Source organism: Sphingobacterium sp. UBA5670 (genome assembly GCF_002420705.1).
In the GTDB taxonomy this organism is placed as follows: domain Bacteria; phylum Bacteroidota; class Bacteroidia; order Sphingobacteriales; family Sphingobacteriaceae; genus Sphingobacterium.
Genome location: NZ_DIIM01000021.1, coordinates 294621 through 308052, shown reverse-complemented (window position 1 = coordinate 308052; position 13432 = coordinate 294621). Strand labels below are relative to the sequence as shown.

13 protein-coding genes are annotated in these 13432 nt (G+C 38.4%); 10 read left to right on the top strand and 3 right to left on the bottom strand.

Annotation, left to right across the window (positions count from 1 at the left end; all coding sequences use genetic code 11):
• Nucleotides 1-14: 14 nt before the first annotated feature.
• The gene (locus B3C94_RS19320) at nucleotides 15-413 is read left to right on the top strand and encodes an SRPBCC family protein (protein WP_293906744.1); all 399 of its coding nucleotides are present in this window, start codon (nucleotides 15-17) and stop codon (nucleotides 411-413) included.
• A 54-nt stretch (nucleotides 414-467) separates the two neighbouring features.
• On the opposite strand, the gene B3C94_RS19315 is transcribed toward B3C94_RS19320, so the two are convergent.
• Nucleotides 468-1184, bottom strand: coding sequence for a superoxide dismutase (locus B3C94_RS19315; RefSeq protein WP_293906742.1), 717 nt, complete (start codon nucleotides 1182-1184; stop codon nucleotides 468-470).
• 420 nt (nucleotides 1185-1604) lie between these two features.
• Between B3C94_RS19315 and B3C94_RS19310 the strand changes: the two genes are divergently transcribed.
• Both B3C94_RS19310 and B3C94_RS19305 read left to right on the top strand, forming a co-directional pair.
• The gene (locus B3C94_RS19310) at nucleotides 1605-2651 is read left to right on the top strand and encodes a ferredoxin--NADP reductase (RefSeq protein ID WP_293906740.1); all 1047 of its coding nucleotides are present in this window, start codon (nucleotides 1605-1607) and stop codon (nucleotides 2649-2651) included.
• 124 nt (nucleotides 2652-2775) lie between these two features.
• A complete protein-coding gene (locus B3C94_RS19305) occupies nucleotides 2776-4704 on the top strand; it encodes an acetoacetate--CoA ligase (RefSeq protein WP_293906738.1) in 1929 nt (642 codons plus the stop codon).
• Between the two features lie 71 nt (nucleotides 4705-4775).
• On the opposite strand, the gene B3C94_RS19300 is transcribed toward B3C94_RS19305, so the two are convergent.
• On the bottom strand, nucleotides 4776-6383 hold the full coding sequence (locus tag B3C94_RS19300) for an acyl-CoA carboxylase subunit beta (RefSeq protein ID WP_293906736.1): 1608 nt from the start codon (nucleotides 6381-6383) through the stop codon (nucleotides 4776-4778).
• Between the two features lie 153 nt (nucleotides 6384-6536).
• Between B3C94_RS19300 and B3C94_RS19295 the strand changes: the two genes are divergently transcribed.
• Genes B3C94_RS19295 through B3C94_RS19285 form a run of 3 tightly spaced genes read left to right on the top strand, consistent with a single transcriptional unit; the run spans nucleotide 6537 to nucleotide 9317 of the window.
• Nucleotides 6537-7685 carry an acyl-CoA dehydrogenase family protein gene (locus B3C94_RS19295; RefSeq protein ID WP_293906734.1) on the top strand — a complete coding sequence of 383 codons (1149 nt, stop codon included), beginning with the start codon at nucleotides 6537-6539 and terminating at the stop codon, nucleotides 7683-7685.
• Between the two features lie 6 nt (nucleotides 7686-7691).
• Nucleotides 7692-8531, top strand: a complete 840-nt coding sequence (locus tag B3C94_RS19290; protein ID WP_293906732.1) for a hydroxymethylglutaryl-CoA lyase — start codon at nucleotides 7692-7694, stop codon at nucleotides 8529-8531.
• Between the two features lie 9 nt (nucleotides 8532-8540).
• A complete protein-coding gene (locus B3C94_RS19285) occupies nucleotides 8541-9317 on the top strand; it encodes an enoyl-CoA hydratase/isomerase family protein (RefSeq protein WP_293906730.1) in 777 nt (258 codons plus the stop codon).
• Here the strand turns inward: B3C94_RS19285 and B3C94_RS19280 are convergent.
• Complete coding sequence (locus tag B3C94_RS19280) at nucleotides 9314-9793, bottom strand: hypothetical protein (RefSeq protein WP_293906728.1); 480 nt, start codon at nucleotides 9791-9793, stop codon at nucleotides 9314-9316. The genes B3C94_RS19285 and B3C94_RS19280 overlap by 4 nt on opposite strands.
• 680 nt (nucleotides 9794-10473) lie before the next feature.
• Here B3C94_RS19280 and B3C94_RS19275 point away from each other — a divergent pair.
• Genes B3C94_RS19275 through B3C94_RS19260 form a run of 4 tightly spaced genes read left to right on the top strand, consistent with a single transcriptional unit; the run spans nucleotide 10474 to nucleotide 13345 of the window.
• Nucleotides 10474-11325: an ATP-binding cassette domain-containing protein gene (locus B3C94_RS19275; protein ID WP_293906726.1), complete on the top strand. Its 852-nt coding sequence runs from the start codon at nucleotides 10474-10476 to the stop codon at nucleotides 11323-11325.
• Nucleotides 11309-12118, top strand: coding sequence for a hypothetical protein (locus B3C94_RS19270; protein ID WP_293906724.1), 810 nt, complete (start codon nucleotides 11309-11311; stop codon nucleotides 12116-12118). Before B3C94_RS19275 ends, B3C94_RS19270 begins: the two co-directional genes overlap by 17 nt.
• Nucleotide 12119: 1 nt before the next feature.
• Nucleotides 12120-12503 carry a GntR family transcriptional regulator gene (locus B3C94_RS19265; protein ID WP_293906722.1) on the top strand — a complete coding sequence of 128 codons (384 nt, stop codon included), beginning with the start codon at nucleotides 12120-12122 and terminating at the stop codon, nucleotides 12501-12503.
• Nucleotides 12500-13345 (top strand): hypothetical protein, encoded by an 846-nt coding sequence (locus B3C94_RS19260; RefSeq protein ID WP_293906720.1) that lies wholly within the window; start codon nucleotides 12500-12502, stop codon nucleotides 13343-13345. Before B3C94_RS19265 ends, B3C94_RS19260 begins: the two co-directional genes overlap by 4 nt.
• The last annotated feature ends 87 nt before the right edge of the window (nucleotides 13346-13432 follow it).

Genomic DNA, 13432 nt, shown 5'->3' with positions numbered 1-13432 from the left:
ATTTATTTATCGTTATGACTACTATTCAAAACACAGCAGAAATCAACAAACATGTAAACGAGGTATACGCATTTTTGGCTGATCTCAATAATCATGAACAGTTGATGCCAGAGAATATTTACAATTGGTCTTCGACAAAGGACGAGACGCGATTTACAATTCAGAATATGGCGAAATTGGCACTTAAGGTAGAAGAGCGTGTCGAAAATCAAGTTATTAAGTTGATTCCTTCCGAAAAGGCACCTTTTGAAGTGAGACTGCGTTGGGAATTACAAGCGGTAACTGATACGATAACGACCGCAACGTTTATCATCGATGCCGATCTAAACATGATGATGAAAATGATAGCCTCGGGACCACTCCAAAAATTAGTTGATTTTCAGGTCAACAAATTAAAGGAAGTGCTAGGATAGTTTGTTTCTTAACAGATATAAAAAAAGCTCGATTAATAATAACCGAGCTTTTTTTTATGCCAATCTTTCATTGACCTTTTTCCAGTTTACAACATTCCACCAATTCTTAATATAATCAGCTCTCTTGTTTTGATAGTGTAGGTAATAAGCATGTTCCCATACATCAAGACCTAAAATAGGGATGCCTTTTACCTCTGCAACGTCCATTAGAGGATTGTCTTGGTTTGGAGTAGAGGTAATTTTCAAGTTGCCTGAGTCATCCAAAATCAGCCATGCCCATCCCGAACCGAACCGTGAAGTCGCTGCTGCGCCAAACTGTTCTTTAAATTTGTCCAATGAACCAAATGTCTTAGTGATCATCTTCAACAATTTTTCGGAAGGTTGGCTCGGTTTATCGGATAGACTTTCCCAAAAGAAATTATGGTTCCAAGCCCCGCCAGCATTATTCCGCGCTTTTGGCGAATACTTAGATATGTTCGCTAAAAGTTGCTCTTCCGAAGTTTCTTTGATATTTTCAGCACCGATTGCTTCATTAATAGCATTGATATAAGCCATATGATGCTTTGTATAATGGATTTCCATCGTCAACGCATCAATATTAGGCTCCAAAGCGGCATAACTGAAAGGTAATTTTACTTGAGAAAACTTTAAAGTAGCGGCATTTAATTCAGTAGCTTTCGCGGAAGCGATATCTTGTAATATTGATCCAGATACAGCGATGCCTAAAGTGGCCTTTGCTGCATTTTGAAGGAAGTTTCTGCGTGTTTGCATATAATCTTATTATGATTAGTTTTGATATAAATATAACGCGAAATTTTGCAATTATTGTGCAAGAATTGTCTGTTAATTGTAATACAACAAAATTGTTATTGATTTCCTCATTCAGGATGATACGAGCTTTATCAATTTTTTAGTTGATATGGTTGACTGTGACTTTAGTGAAGATTGGGTTAACAAAGGAAGTGCATCCGTGGTGCTTAGAAAGTCATACCAACCTTAGAGCATGATATACTCGCTCTCAACACGGAGTGGACACGGACTCATGTCGGATTGAGGGGGCTTGGCGGTCTAATATATTGTGCTTTACGTTTAATTGATCGTGGGATAAATTCAATTGATTTTAAGTGTACAGATTGCTTCCATTTTTATTGAATACGATTTTAATTTCTGATTTTTATGTAAGTTTGAGCTATGTATACATTAAGGATCTCAAAAATTATCCCTCAACCCAATAACAACATTACTTTTCAGCTTGAATCTGTGGCAGGAGACTATCCATCTTATAAAGCTGGGCAGTTTATTACACTTTCTTTTGTTTTTGGTGATCGTGAGGTACGTCGTTCCTATTCTTTTAATAGTTCACCGGATAATAATGAACCCTTAAGTATTACTGTTAAACGTGTCGAAAATGGCGAAATATCCAGACTTCTACACCATACTATTGTAGAAGGGGATATTGTCAATGCAATGGAACCTCAGGGCTTATTTGTATATGATCCTGAACCCGAAAAGGTTCGGACTTTATTTCTGTTTGCTGCAGGAATTGGCATCACTCCTTTATATGCTATTTTAAAAACAGCGCTCCTTACCGAGAAGAAATCCAAAATAGTGTTGGTTTACAGTAATAGTGCATCGGAATCGACTCCATTTCGATCGGAATTGGAGCATTGGGCGGATCAGTTTCCTGATCGCTTAACAATTATATGGATCTACTCCAATAGTAAATATTTGATGAAAGCACGGTTGAATAGAGATTATATTCATGCTATTGTTAAAGACCATTTGTTTGGAAGTAAAGAAGAGGCTTTGTTCTACACCTGTGGTCCTGTGATTTATATGGATCTATGCCGTTTCACGCTTTTAGGGATGGGATTTGATTCCAATCAGATAAAACGAGAGACATTTCTATTGCCCGAAAATGAAGAGGATGACGACGACGAGACTGAAAAGGAAGTCGATAAAACGACCTATGCTGTCAAATTATATTTTCAAGGTGAAACTTATAGTCTTGAAGTTCCCTACAATAAATCTATTTTAGATGTAGGGCTAGAGCATAAAATCAAGTTGCCGTATTCCTGTAAATCTGGTATGTGCAGTACTTGTATTTCACAGTGTACAAGAGGAAAGGTAAGGATGGATTATAATGAAGTGCTGACAGATCGCGAAGTTGAGCAAGGAAAAATACTTTTGTGTACGGGGCATCCAATGGAGATCAATACCGAGATTGAAGTGCTCTAGTGAAGCATGAGTATTGCGACAACAATATAGCGTGTAGATTTGAAGAATAGTTAGCAATAATTAAAATTGCATATACAAGTAAATTTCTCTAAGTTTGGATATAACCGTTTTATATCCAACTATTATGGGGAAATTACTCTGGAGCCCAACAGAAGAGCAAAAATCTCAATCTGAGATCAATAAGTATAAACAATATGTTGAGAAGGAATATAACTTATCCTTTAATTCCTATCATGAACTTTGGACATGGTCAACAACAGAACTGACTAATTTTTGGAAGAGTATAGCCTCGTATTTTAATTTAGAGTTTCATTCAGATTTTACAAACATTTTTGAGCCGTCAGCAGATTCCACAAGCTTTATTGGAACAAAATGGTTTGAAGGGGCTACCCTGAATTATGCTGAACATGTATTTCGGAAAGCGACGGACAAGCGTCCTGCATTAATCTTTCAATCGGAGCAGCAAGCTATACGGGAAGTTTCCTGGGCTGAATTGGAATCTATGGTTCTTAAGCTTCAGGTCTACCTGAATGAAATAGGTGTCCAAAATGGCGACCGGGTGGCGGGTGTTTTGACTAATAGCATTGAATCTGTCGCATTATTTTTGGCTGTAAATTCGATTGGAGCTGTTTGGTCCTGTTGTTCCCCCGACTTTGGGGAGGCAAGTATTCAGGATCGTTTTGAGCAAATTGAACCCAAAGTCCTTTTCGCTAATGCGAGTTATTACTATAATGGGCGACTTTTTGAGAAGTCGGAGAGTGTCCGGCAACTTTCACGTCAGTTGCCATCTTTGTTAGCATGTATTTTTATAGAAGACAATGTTTGGGAAGAGATTATGGCAAAAGATATTGCTCAGGCTAAGCTTCAATTTAACCCACTGCCCTTTGATGCACCAATATGGATTTTGTATTCTTCAGGAACTACGGGAAAACCCAAAGCTATTACACACGGAGTTGGAGGTATGTTACTGGAACATATGAAAGCACTTGGGCTGCATCAAAATGTGCAAGAAGGGGATCGATTTATGTGGTATTCCACTACAGGGTGGATGATGTGGAATTATGCGGTTTCGGCACTTTTAATGGGAAATACATTGTGTATATATGATGGAGCTACGAATTATCCCGATAAATTGAGTTTGTGGCAATTCGCAAAGGAAAGCAAGGTAGACCATTTTGGTGTTGGTGCAGCTTATCTTATATCTTGTCAGGATCAAGACCTTAAGTCTCTGGCTTATCAACCCAAAACGATCGGATCAACGGGATCACCACTTCCACCTGATGTCTTTGAATGGCTAAATGTACAGTTTCCAAGAAGTCAAATTATTTCATTAAGCGGAGGTACAGATGTTTGTAGCGCATTTCTTTCGGGCTGTACATTGCTTGATGTTTATGCAGGAGAGATTCAATGCCGCACACTAGGTGCTAAGGTAGAAGCATTTGATGCCAATGGTCACCCTCTTTACGAAGAGGTGGGAGAACTCGTTATATTAGCTCCAATGCCCTGTATGCCCATCTATTTTTGGCATGATGTCGCAAATAAAAAATATCACGACAGTTACTTTGAAAAATATCCAGGGATTTGGAATCATGGAGATTGGATTAAAATTACGAAGCATGAGGGTATAATTATGTATGGGCGATCAGATGCGACGCTGAACCGTGGGGGTGTACGTATCGGTACTGCGGAGATCTATAATGTTTTAAATAAAACTGAAGGTGTCCTGGATAGTTTGGTTATTTGTGTAGATCACGAGAATGGTTCATCTGATATGTTGCTTTTTGTTCAATTGGACGATGGTTTATTGAACGATGAATTAAAGGGAGAAATTAAGCGGGCGCTTCGACAGCAGTATAGTCCTCGGCATGTACCTGACGATATTTTCCAGGTAGCGGCTATTCCCTATACTTTAAGTGGGAAAAAGCTGGAATTGCCAATCAAGAAGATTTTCTCGGGGGTTCCTATAGAGAAAGCCGTATCGATAGACGTTATGCGAAATCGGGGGTCGCTAGATGATTTTGAGAGAATTAGAAAATCGTGGATTAAATCTTAAGTACAGCAGATAGTTATCAGTTTTCCCCTCATAGATTAGGCTGTCCGTTCGTATGAGGGGAAATTTTTGTGTCATACTTGAATAACGCCTACATTGTAGCGGTCAACAATAGGCTTTTCGTTGGCTGCTTCTATTCCCATACTAATGACTTTTCGTGTTTCCTCGGGACTGATAATGCCATCCACCCACAGTCTCGCGGCAGCATAATATGGACTTAGTTGTTCATTATATCGATCCTCAATTGATTTGAGGATATTGTTCTTTTCCTCTTCACTGATTTCCTGACCTTTGGCTTTTAAGGTTGATTCCTGGATTTGAAATAATGTCTTACCTGCGGCAGCGCCACTCATAACAGCCATCTGGGCGGTAGGCCAGGCATAAATTAACCGTGGGTCGTATGCTTTCCCACACATAGCGTAGTTTCCGGCGCCATAACTGTTCCCGACGATAAATGTAAATTTGGGAACGACTGAATTGGCCATGGCATTAACCATTTTTGCGCCATCTTTAATAATTCCTCCCTGCTCTGAACGGCTACCTACCATAAAGCCTGTAACGTCTTGAAAAAATACGAGTGGAATGTTCTGCTGGTTGCAATTCATGATGAAGCGTGCGGCCTTATCTGCAGAATCGCTATAGATAACTCCACCCATTTGCATTTCCATAGCGTTGCCCGGTTTTTTAGCTTTGATGATTTCACGTTGATTGGCAACGATTCCGACTGCCCATCCGTCTATGCGTGCAAGGGCACATACAATGGTTTTTCCATAATCCGGCTTGTATTCATCCAAAGTATCTGCATCTACAATTGCATTCAAGATATCCTGCATCCGATAAGGTTTTGTCCTGTCTTCGGGAAGAATCTCTGCTATTCTGCTGGGATCTATTTTTGGAAGTCGGCTTTCCTTTCTGTTGAAATTAGCTTTAGGATGTCCACCGATTTTATCAATAACGTTTTTTATAGCATCTAAGCAGCTTTGGTCGTTGGGGAATTTATTGTCCGTTACTCCAGAGATCTCCGAATGTGTAGAAGCTCCTCCTAGTGTTTCGGCATCCACAGTTTCACCTATTGCGGATTTGACTAAATATGGGCCTGCTAAAAATACAGAGCCCGTTCCTTCGACGATAAAGGCGTAGTCGGACATGATAGGGAGATAGGCACCACCTGCCACGCAACTACCCATAATTGCTGCAATTTGGGGTATTCCCATGGAGGACATCCGAGCATTGTTACGGAATATGCGCCCAAAATGATCTTTGTCGGGGAAGATTTCATCTTGCAGCGGCAAAAATACACCTGCAGAATCCACTAAATAGATAATTGGAAGGTTGTTTTCCATAGCAATTTCTTGTGCCCGTAGATTTTTCTTGGCCGAAATAGGGAACCAGGCTCCGGCTTTCACAGTGGCGTCGTTGGAGACAATAACACAGAGCTTGGATTTTACGTAGCCTAGTACCGCTGCGCAGCCTGCATTTGTACATCCCCCATGCTCTCTGTACATTCCTTCGCCAGCAAACATGCCTATTTCAAGATATTCTCGGTCAGGATCCAGTAAATATTCTATCCTTTCCCAGGCAGACATTTTGCCTTTTTCTTTCAGTTTTTTTATTTTATCGATGCCGCCACCGAATTTTAAATTTTCTCTTTTTTGGCGAAGTAATGCGATTAGCTCCTTCATAATTTACAATCTTGGTTTAAAAAGCTATTGAATTAAGAATTTCTTATTTTTAGATAAATTTAAAATAAAATTTTAAAATATTTGCAATTTTATTCCTAAATATTTTGATATATTTGAATTAAATTACCGATTGTAAATTTAATATTCATGCTTATGTTTATTGAAAATAAACAACAAATGGATATGATCAGACAAAGTGCACGAGATTTCGCACAGTATCATATCAAACCTTATGTGATGGAATGGGACGAAGCCCAGTTATTTCCTATAGAAGTTTTTAAAAAGTTAGGCGAACATGGCTTTATGGGAGTTATTGTTCCGGAAGAGTATGGTGGATCAGGTTTAGGTTACCAAGAATATATTACCGTGCTCGATGAGATTTCTAAGGTCTGTGGTTCCATAGGCTTATCCGTTGCTGCCCATAATTCGCTGTGTACAAATCATATATTGAGTTTTGCAAACGAGGAACAAAAGAGACGTTATCTTCCAAAGCTAGCTACGGCTGAATGGATAGGAGCATGGGGGCTTACCGAAACAGGTTCAGGTTCGGATGCCGGGGGAATGACAACATTCGCCGAAAAAGATGGAGATTATTATGTTTTAAATGGATCCAAAAACTTTATTACACATGCAATTAGTTCGAGTGTTGCCGTAGTGATTGCCCGAACAGGTGCTAAAGGTGATAAAAAAGGAATGTCGGCTTTTATTGTGGAGAAGGGAACTTCGGGATTTACTGCTGGTAAAAAAGAAAATAAATTGGGAATGCGGGCATCAGAAACAGCCTGTTTATTTTTCGATAATTGTAGAATTCATCGCGATCAACTTATTGGCGAGGAAGGGCAGGGTTTTGTACAAGCTTTAAAGCTGTTGGATGGTGGGCGTATTTCGATAGCTGCACTCTCGTTGGGTATTGCGCGTGGAGCATACGAGTGTGCGCTTAAATATGCACACGAGAGGGAGCAGTTTGGGAAGAAAATTTATGACTTTCAGGCGGTTTCTTTTGCGTTAGCTGATATGGCTACACAGGTTGAGGCAAGTGAATTGCTGACGAGGCAGGCGGGTTATTTAAAGGATCACGGAGACCGGGTTTCTAAAATTGGTGCGATGGCGAAGCTCTATGCTTCTGAAGCGGCTGTCAGTGTCTCAAATGAAGCAGTGCAAATCTTTGGGGGGTATGGATTTACAAAGGACTATCCGGCCGAAAAGTTTTTTAGAGATGCGAAGTTATGTACGATAGGCGAAGGTACTTCCAGCATTCAGAAAATGGTGATTGCCAGAGAAATTGAGAAAGATATTTTTTAATACAATATGAAGGAGCAGGTAGTATTGGTTGATTGTCCGAGAGACGCTATTCAAGGGCTTCACAATTTTATTGAAACTGACAAAAAAATTAAACATATCAATACGTTAATTGAAAGTGGCCTGTTTGATATGATAGATTTTGGTTCTTTTGTTTCGCCGAAAGCCGTGCCGCAGCTGGCAGATACAGCAGCGGTATTAAAAGGGATCAATAAGAATGAAAAGGTAAAGTTGCTGGCTATTGTAGCAAACCTAAGAGGAGTACAAGAAGCTGTTCAGGAGGAAAAAATCGATTTTCTAGGATATCCGTTTTCAATATCTGAAACATTCCAGCTGCGAAATACCAATATGGATCTAGCGATGTCTTATCAGCAGCTAAAACAGATGAAATTGTTGGCAGATTCTGCTCATAAATCTATAGTGGTCTACATTAGTATGGCTTTTGGAAATCCCTATCACGATGCTTGGTCACCCTTATTGGTGGAAGAGTGGGTGGAACGATTATTGGATCTTGGGATTTGTGAGTTTTCATTGGCGGATACAACATCGGAGGCTGATGCAAATCAGATTTCGGCGCTCTTTGGACATGTCAAAGCCCGTTTCCCGGTACTTGAGATAGGTGCACATTTTCACGCCAAGCGAGAAGATAGCCTTGCTAAGATAGAGGCAGCTTATCACGCTGGATGTCGTAAATTTGAGGGAGCATTGTTAGGTTATGGGGGCTGTCCATTTGCCAAGGATGATTTGGTTGGAAATATTCCTTCTGAACTGCTGTTGGACTATTTTCAGCGAGGTAGTGTAGCCGAGGTAGTAGCCCTTGAACAGAGTTTTAGACAATTGATTTTGTAGAATTTTTAGATGGAAAAACTAAATTTTATAAAAGTAACTATTGAACAGCATGTGCTTATAATGACGTTGGCTCGTTCGGAAAAAAGGAATGCTTTTAGCCCGACTATGGTTAGTGAGATAGCCTATGTATTGAATATCGCGAATAGCAACCCTGATGTACGTCTAGTGCAAGTGGAGGCTGAAGGTCCCGTGTTCTGTGCCGGAATGGATCTGAAAGCATTTGAAGATCCTGCAATGGATGTGGGTAATCCCGCAATTCCTCGGGTAGAAAAATCCCTGGCCGAGTTGTTTGCAGGTTTAGACAAACCTTCTATCTGTGTTGTTAGAGGGGATGTTATTGCCGGCGGTTTTTTGATTGCGTTATCCTGTACGTATTTATATGCTCTTCCGCAAGTGCGTTTTTCTTTGCCAGAAGTCAAAATTGGACTCTTTCCTTTTCAGGTATTGGCTTTGCTTCTGGACTATATGCCTGAAAGAAAAGCGATGGACCTCTGTATCAGAGGAGCTTCTTTTTCTGCGCAAGAGGCTTTAGATAAGGAAATTTTGTACGGAATTTTGGATGTTGAGGAAAAGGCATTGATTGAATTGAAAAGTACTATCCTTGATAATGCTCCTTTAGCTATAGCAAGAGGTTTTAGTGCACTGCGGAGGTTAAAAGAGCAGCATTTTGAGGATAAATATAGCTTTCTACTAGATGCACTAGCAGATTTGCGTCAAACAGCCGATTTCAAGGAAGGAATGGATGCGATGCGCAGCAAAAGAAAAGCTAACTGGAAAAACAGCTAAAAAAATGATCGAAAACTAGGTCTGCTTGTCAAGGGGGAGAATTCCCAAGGAATAGAGCTCAGTACGATCAAGAGTGCTAGGCCAAACCAGATTAATAATATTTTAAAACGTCGATCATTCGTATCGGCGTTTTTGCTTTTTAGGGCACCTATAGTCAAGCAAATTGCCGCAATAATCATCATGCTGCTGTGTTCCATCCCGAAGAAGCGGATTTGTCTGAGGTGAACTGCCTTGCTAAAATGCTGCATGAAATACTGTGTAATTGGGCTCAATAGATAGAGGCTAAAACCTAAAAATAGCTGAATATAGAAAGAAATAACCGTTGTTTTTAAGAGTAATTGATCGATAGGGGAGAATGGAAGCTGTTTTTTTTTCTTGTAAAAATAAATCGAGAGGCTAATGGTTAGTATGATCAATACTTCCCATCGCCATAAAGAATGCATCGCAAGAATGAAAGGATAAAAGTAATTAAGCATAGGGACAAAGATGGGAATAAAATTTATACTGAAGATGAAATTAATGATTTATGTATGTTTATTTATACGTTATATAAAATTTGTATTAATTTGATTATTAGTTTGTTTTGTCTTTAAATTAATTATTGGTTAATAGTGTTTGGTGCTGGATATCTGTATTATTCATGGCTTGCATAGAATTAAAGCTGTTGGTAGATAACTGCATTGATTGCAAGAAAACGAGGCTTGTGTTGAATTAAATAATGGATGGTGTAATTCTACATCCTGTTTTTGATTGGTTTTAGCCTTTCTAAAGCATTATCTCCTGCCCTTCGAGTTCTCTTTCAATGCGCATTTATATTAGCTCGTAGAGGGGATATTTTCATCTATCTTGGATAGTTTTAATTTATTTAGATTTTTAAAAAAATTATATAGGATTTTAAAATGGATCACCAGTGTTGATCAAAGCCGTCCAATTTTTCATTATGAATTTCGTAATGTTAAATAATAAGTATCTATTTTCCAGGTTTGTATATTTTATTATATAAATTTAATATTTAAATATCCTTAGATTAATGCGGCCTTCCTTACAATCTCGAATTATAATTTAATCAGATTGATAGGAGTATTTTTTTAAATATTTTTTGGAATTATATAAAATTCATATCTATATTAGTGTATTAATTAAATAATACAGTAGTATGATTACTATCCAAAATCTAAATTTCAGCTATAGTAAATCAAAGCCGCTCTTTCTTCAGATGGATCTTGAATTGAAGCAGGGGCATATCTATGGTTTATTAGGGAAAAATGGCGCAGGTAAATCGACCTTGCTTAAAAATATTGCAGGTTTGGTATATCCTGTTTCTGGGCGGGTTAATGTGTTGGGACACAATCCGAATCGAAGGGAGCCCTCGTTGTTAAAGGAGATTAGCTTTATTCCGGAAGAGTTTTATCTGCCAGCAGTTAAATCTGATCAGTTTCTGAAGGCAAATGCGGGTTTTTACCCGAACTTTGATCGGGAATATTTTGATCGTCTGATTGACGAGTTTGATGTTCCTATTGAGCAGAAGCTGGCAAACATGAGTTATGGACAGAAAAAGAAATATATTATTTCTTTTGGCTTAGCGTCTAATACAAAAGTGATTATTATGGATGAGCCGACAAACGGTTTGGATATTCCTTCTAAGGTTCAGTTCCGAAAGATTATGGCTTCTGCGATAACAGAAGATAAATGTGTGATTATTTCCACGCACCAAGTGCGTGATCTTGATAACCTTATTGACGCTGTTATCTTGCTTGATGATCACAAGGTCGCACTTAATGCACCTATGCACGTTATCACTGATCGTTTATGCTTTAAAAAAGTAAGAGAGCTGCCTTTAGATACACTCTATTCTGAAGAAGGGTTGGGTGGTTTTAATGTAATCCTCCCAAACTTAGTGGCAGAAGACTCGAAGCTTGATTTGGAGTTGTTATTTAATGCCGTTTTAAAATGCAAGGAAAAAATTACGAACCTTATTAAACTTGATGAATATGTCAAACCTATTTAATGCTACTCGTTTTTTTGGGCTGATTCGAAGACAATGGATTGGTTTTGGGCGCATTTATCTTATGGCAATAGGAATTATTGCAGGGGTAATTTTTGGTTTTTATGCTGTTAATTTTGGATCAAATTATGATGATATTAAAAAGAACACTATTTATTCGTTGCTAAACTTCAGGGCACCACTGTTTTGCATCTTAGGATTGTTTTTTGTGACAGTTATTTCCAGTAGTTATTTTGCAGACTTAGGTAAAAAGACCCGTGCAATTTTTGAATTGATGATTCCCGCTTCACAACTGGAGAAATTTTTGGTAAGTCTCTTTTATACAGTTGTGGTGAGTATTGGTTCTTACTTATTGGTTTTTTATCTGATTGATTTAGCGTTTGTTTCCTATTTGCGAAGTTTTGGTTCTGTGGTCATAAATGAGGTGCAACACTCAGGGGAAACGGCTAGTGTGGATCTTTGGCAGTACTTTTTCAAGGTGCGATACCCGGATCCAGCTTATTATTTCTGTTTTGTGCCGATTCTTTTGAATGCTATATTCTTACTAGGAGGAATTGTCTATCAAAACTATCAATATGTAAAGACAGCTATTTCCCTTGTGCTTTATTGTGTTGTCTGGATGTGTCTTTTTGTTTACTTGATGAAAACGCAAACCCAGGATACCGTAGGTACTATGGATAATAATTATTGGTCTGATTCAAATCACATTTTTGCATTGATTGGCGCCGTTGGCGTGTTGCTTGCTATAATATTTTGGGGTATTGCTTTTTTAAGGCTAAAAGAAAAGGAGATTTAATATGGAATTTAACGCAAATAAAGCCATTTACCTTCAGATCGCTGAGTATGTATGTGACCATATTTTATTAGCAACCTGGAAAGTGGATGAAAAACTTCCATCGGTGAGGGAATTGGCGGTACAGATGGAGGTTAATCCCAATACGGTGATGCGGACCTATGATATGCTGCAGCAGAAAGAAATTATAGCAAATAAACGTGGTATTGGTTTTTTTCTGACGCAGGATTCTGTAAAAAATGTGAAGTCATATAGAAAAGCGATTTTTCTGGAAGAAGATCTTCCACTATTTTTTCGTAATATTTATCTATTGGAAATTGGTCTCGATGAGTTAGAACAACGTTATAAACGGTTCATTAGTCAGAATTTTAATCAAAATGAATTATGAAATTAAGTACAAAAATTATAATGGGATTAGCAATAGGCTTGTTCGCGGTTCCTATGCTTGTTGCGTCTTACCTTGTTAGCATAAATCGCGTTGATGCAAAAAAATATAATGCTGAGGTGGAACAGGAGGTGTCTAAGCCAGATGCTAAGGATGTTTATTTTCGGTCATTTCCGTTGGCAGTGTTTGACAAGCTCTATATAATTGGAAAAAATGCAAACGGTATAGGTTTGCATTGGGTGAAAAGCGATAAGTTTATGGTTAAAGTTAATAAAAGTCAGGCTGAATATGTGAAAACGAGTGTGGATCAGTCCGGGAATCTTACATTAGATTTTTTACCTGGAGGAGATGAGTTTTATAAGTCAATTTATATTTTTTCACCTGATCTTAAAGTTTTAAATTTAAAAAATGCAGGAATTAATGAGTTGTCGGCCAAGCTGAATGAGCTGACTGTTGTTGGCGATAGTGTTGATGTATTCTCCTTAGCCGAGAAATCCACTATAACTACGTTAAACCTGAATTTGACCAATTCTACTATTGATGATCTTGGTGGCACGGATAGTAAGGGTAATTCTTTAATTAATCGTTTGTTTGTCAACACGACAAATAGCGTTTTAGGTTTGCCGCGTACTAATTATCAAAGTGCGGATATCGTTGCTAACAATTCAGAAGTATATTTTAATAGAAAAGGTCCGAGTGCCAAAGTTGATTTTCTGAATATCAAAACAGAAGGGAGTTCATCTGTCCGGTTAGATAGTTTGCAATGGGGAGCTTTAAATGGAAGTTTATCTAATGATACCAAAATAGATTTGCCTGTCCATGCATTGCGATCCTTAATTAAATAAGATGTTAACGATGGACGCTGCGGTAGATTGTAAAGCGGTGATTCTTTGAAAAGGTCATAATTCCATTGGGGAATTATGACCTTTTCT

Coding starts and splice junctions, on each gene's coding strand:
- B3C94_RS19270 (WP_293906724.1), top strand. CDS start 11,309: ATGTCAAACCTATTTAATGCTACTCGTTTTTTTGGGCTGATTCGAAGA.
- B3C94_RS19290 (WP_293906732.1), top strand. CDS start 7,692: ATGAAGGAGCAGGTAGTATTGGTTGATTGTCCGAGAGACGCTATTCAA.
- B3C94_RS19320 (WP_293906744.1), top strand. CDS start 15: ATGACTACTATTCAAAACACAGCAGAAATCAACAAACATGTAAACGAG.
- B3C94_RS19310 (WP_293906740.1), top strand. CDS start 1,605: ATGTATACATTAAGGATCTCAAAAATTATCCCTCAACCCAATAACAAC.
- B3C94_RS19265 (WP_293906722.1), top strand. CDS start 12,120: ATGGAATTTAACGCAAATAAAGCCATTTACCTTCAGATCGCTGAGTAT.
- B3C94_RS19305 (WP_293906738.1), top strand. CDS start 2,776: ATGGGGAAATTACTCTGGAGCCCAACAGAAGAGCAAAAATCTCAATCT.
- B3C94_RS19275 (WP_293906726.1), top strand. CDS start 10,474: ATGATTACTATCCAAAATCTAAATTTCAGCTATAGTAAATCAAAGCCG.
- B3C94_RS19260 (WP_293906720.1), top strand. CDS start 12,500: ATGAAATTAAGTACAAAAATTATAATGGGATTAGCAATAGGCTTGTTC.
- B3C94_RS19315 (WP_293906742.1), bottom strand. CDS start 1,184: ATGCAAACACGCAGAAACTTCCTTCAAAATGCAGCAAAGGCCACTTTA.
- B3C94_RS19280 (WP_293906728.1), bottom strand. CDS start 9,793: ATGCTTAATTACTTTTATCCTTTCATTCTTGCGATGCATTCTTTATGG.
- B3C94_RS19300 (WP_293906736.1), bottom strand. CDS start 6,383: ATGAAGGAGCTAATCGCATTACTTCGCCAAAAAAGAGAAAATTTAAAA.
- B3C94_RS19295 (WP_293906734.1), top strand. CDS start 6,537: ATGTTTATTGAAAATAAACAACAAATGGATATGATCAGACAAAGTGCA.
- B3C94_RS19285 (WP_293906730.1), top strand. CDS start 8,541: ATGGAAAAACTAAATTTTATAAAAGTAACTATTGAACAGCATGTGCTT.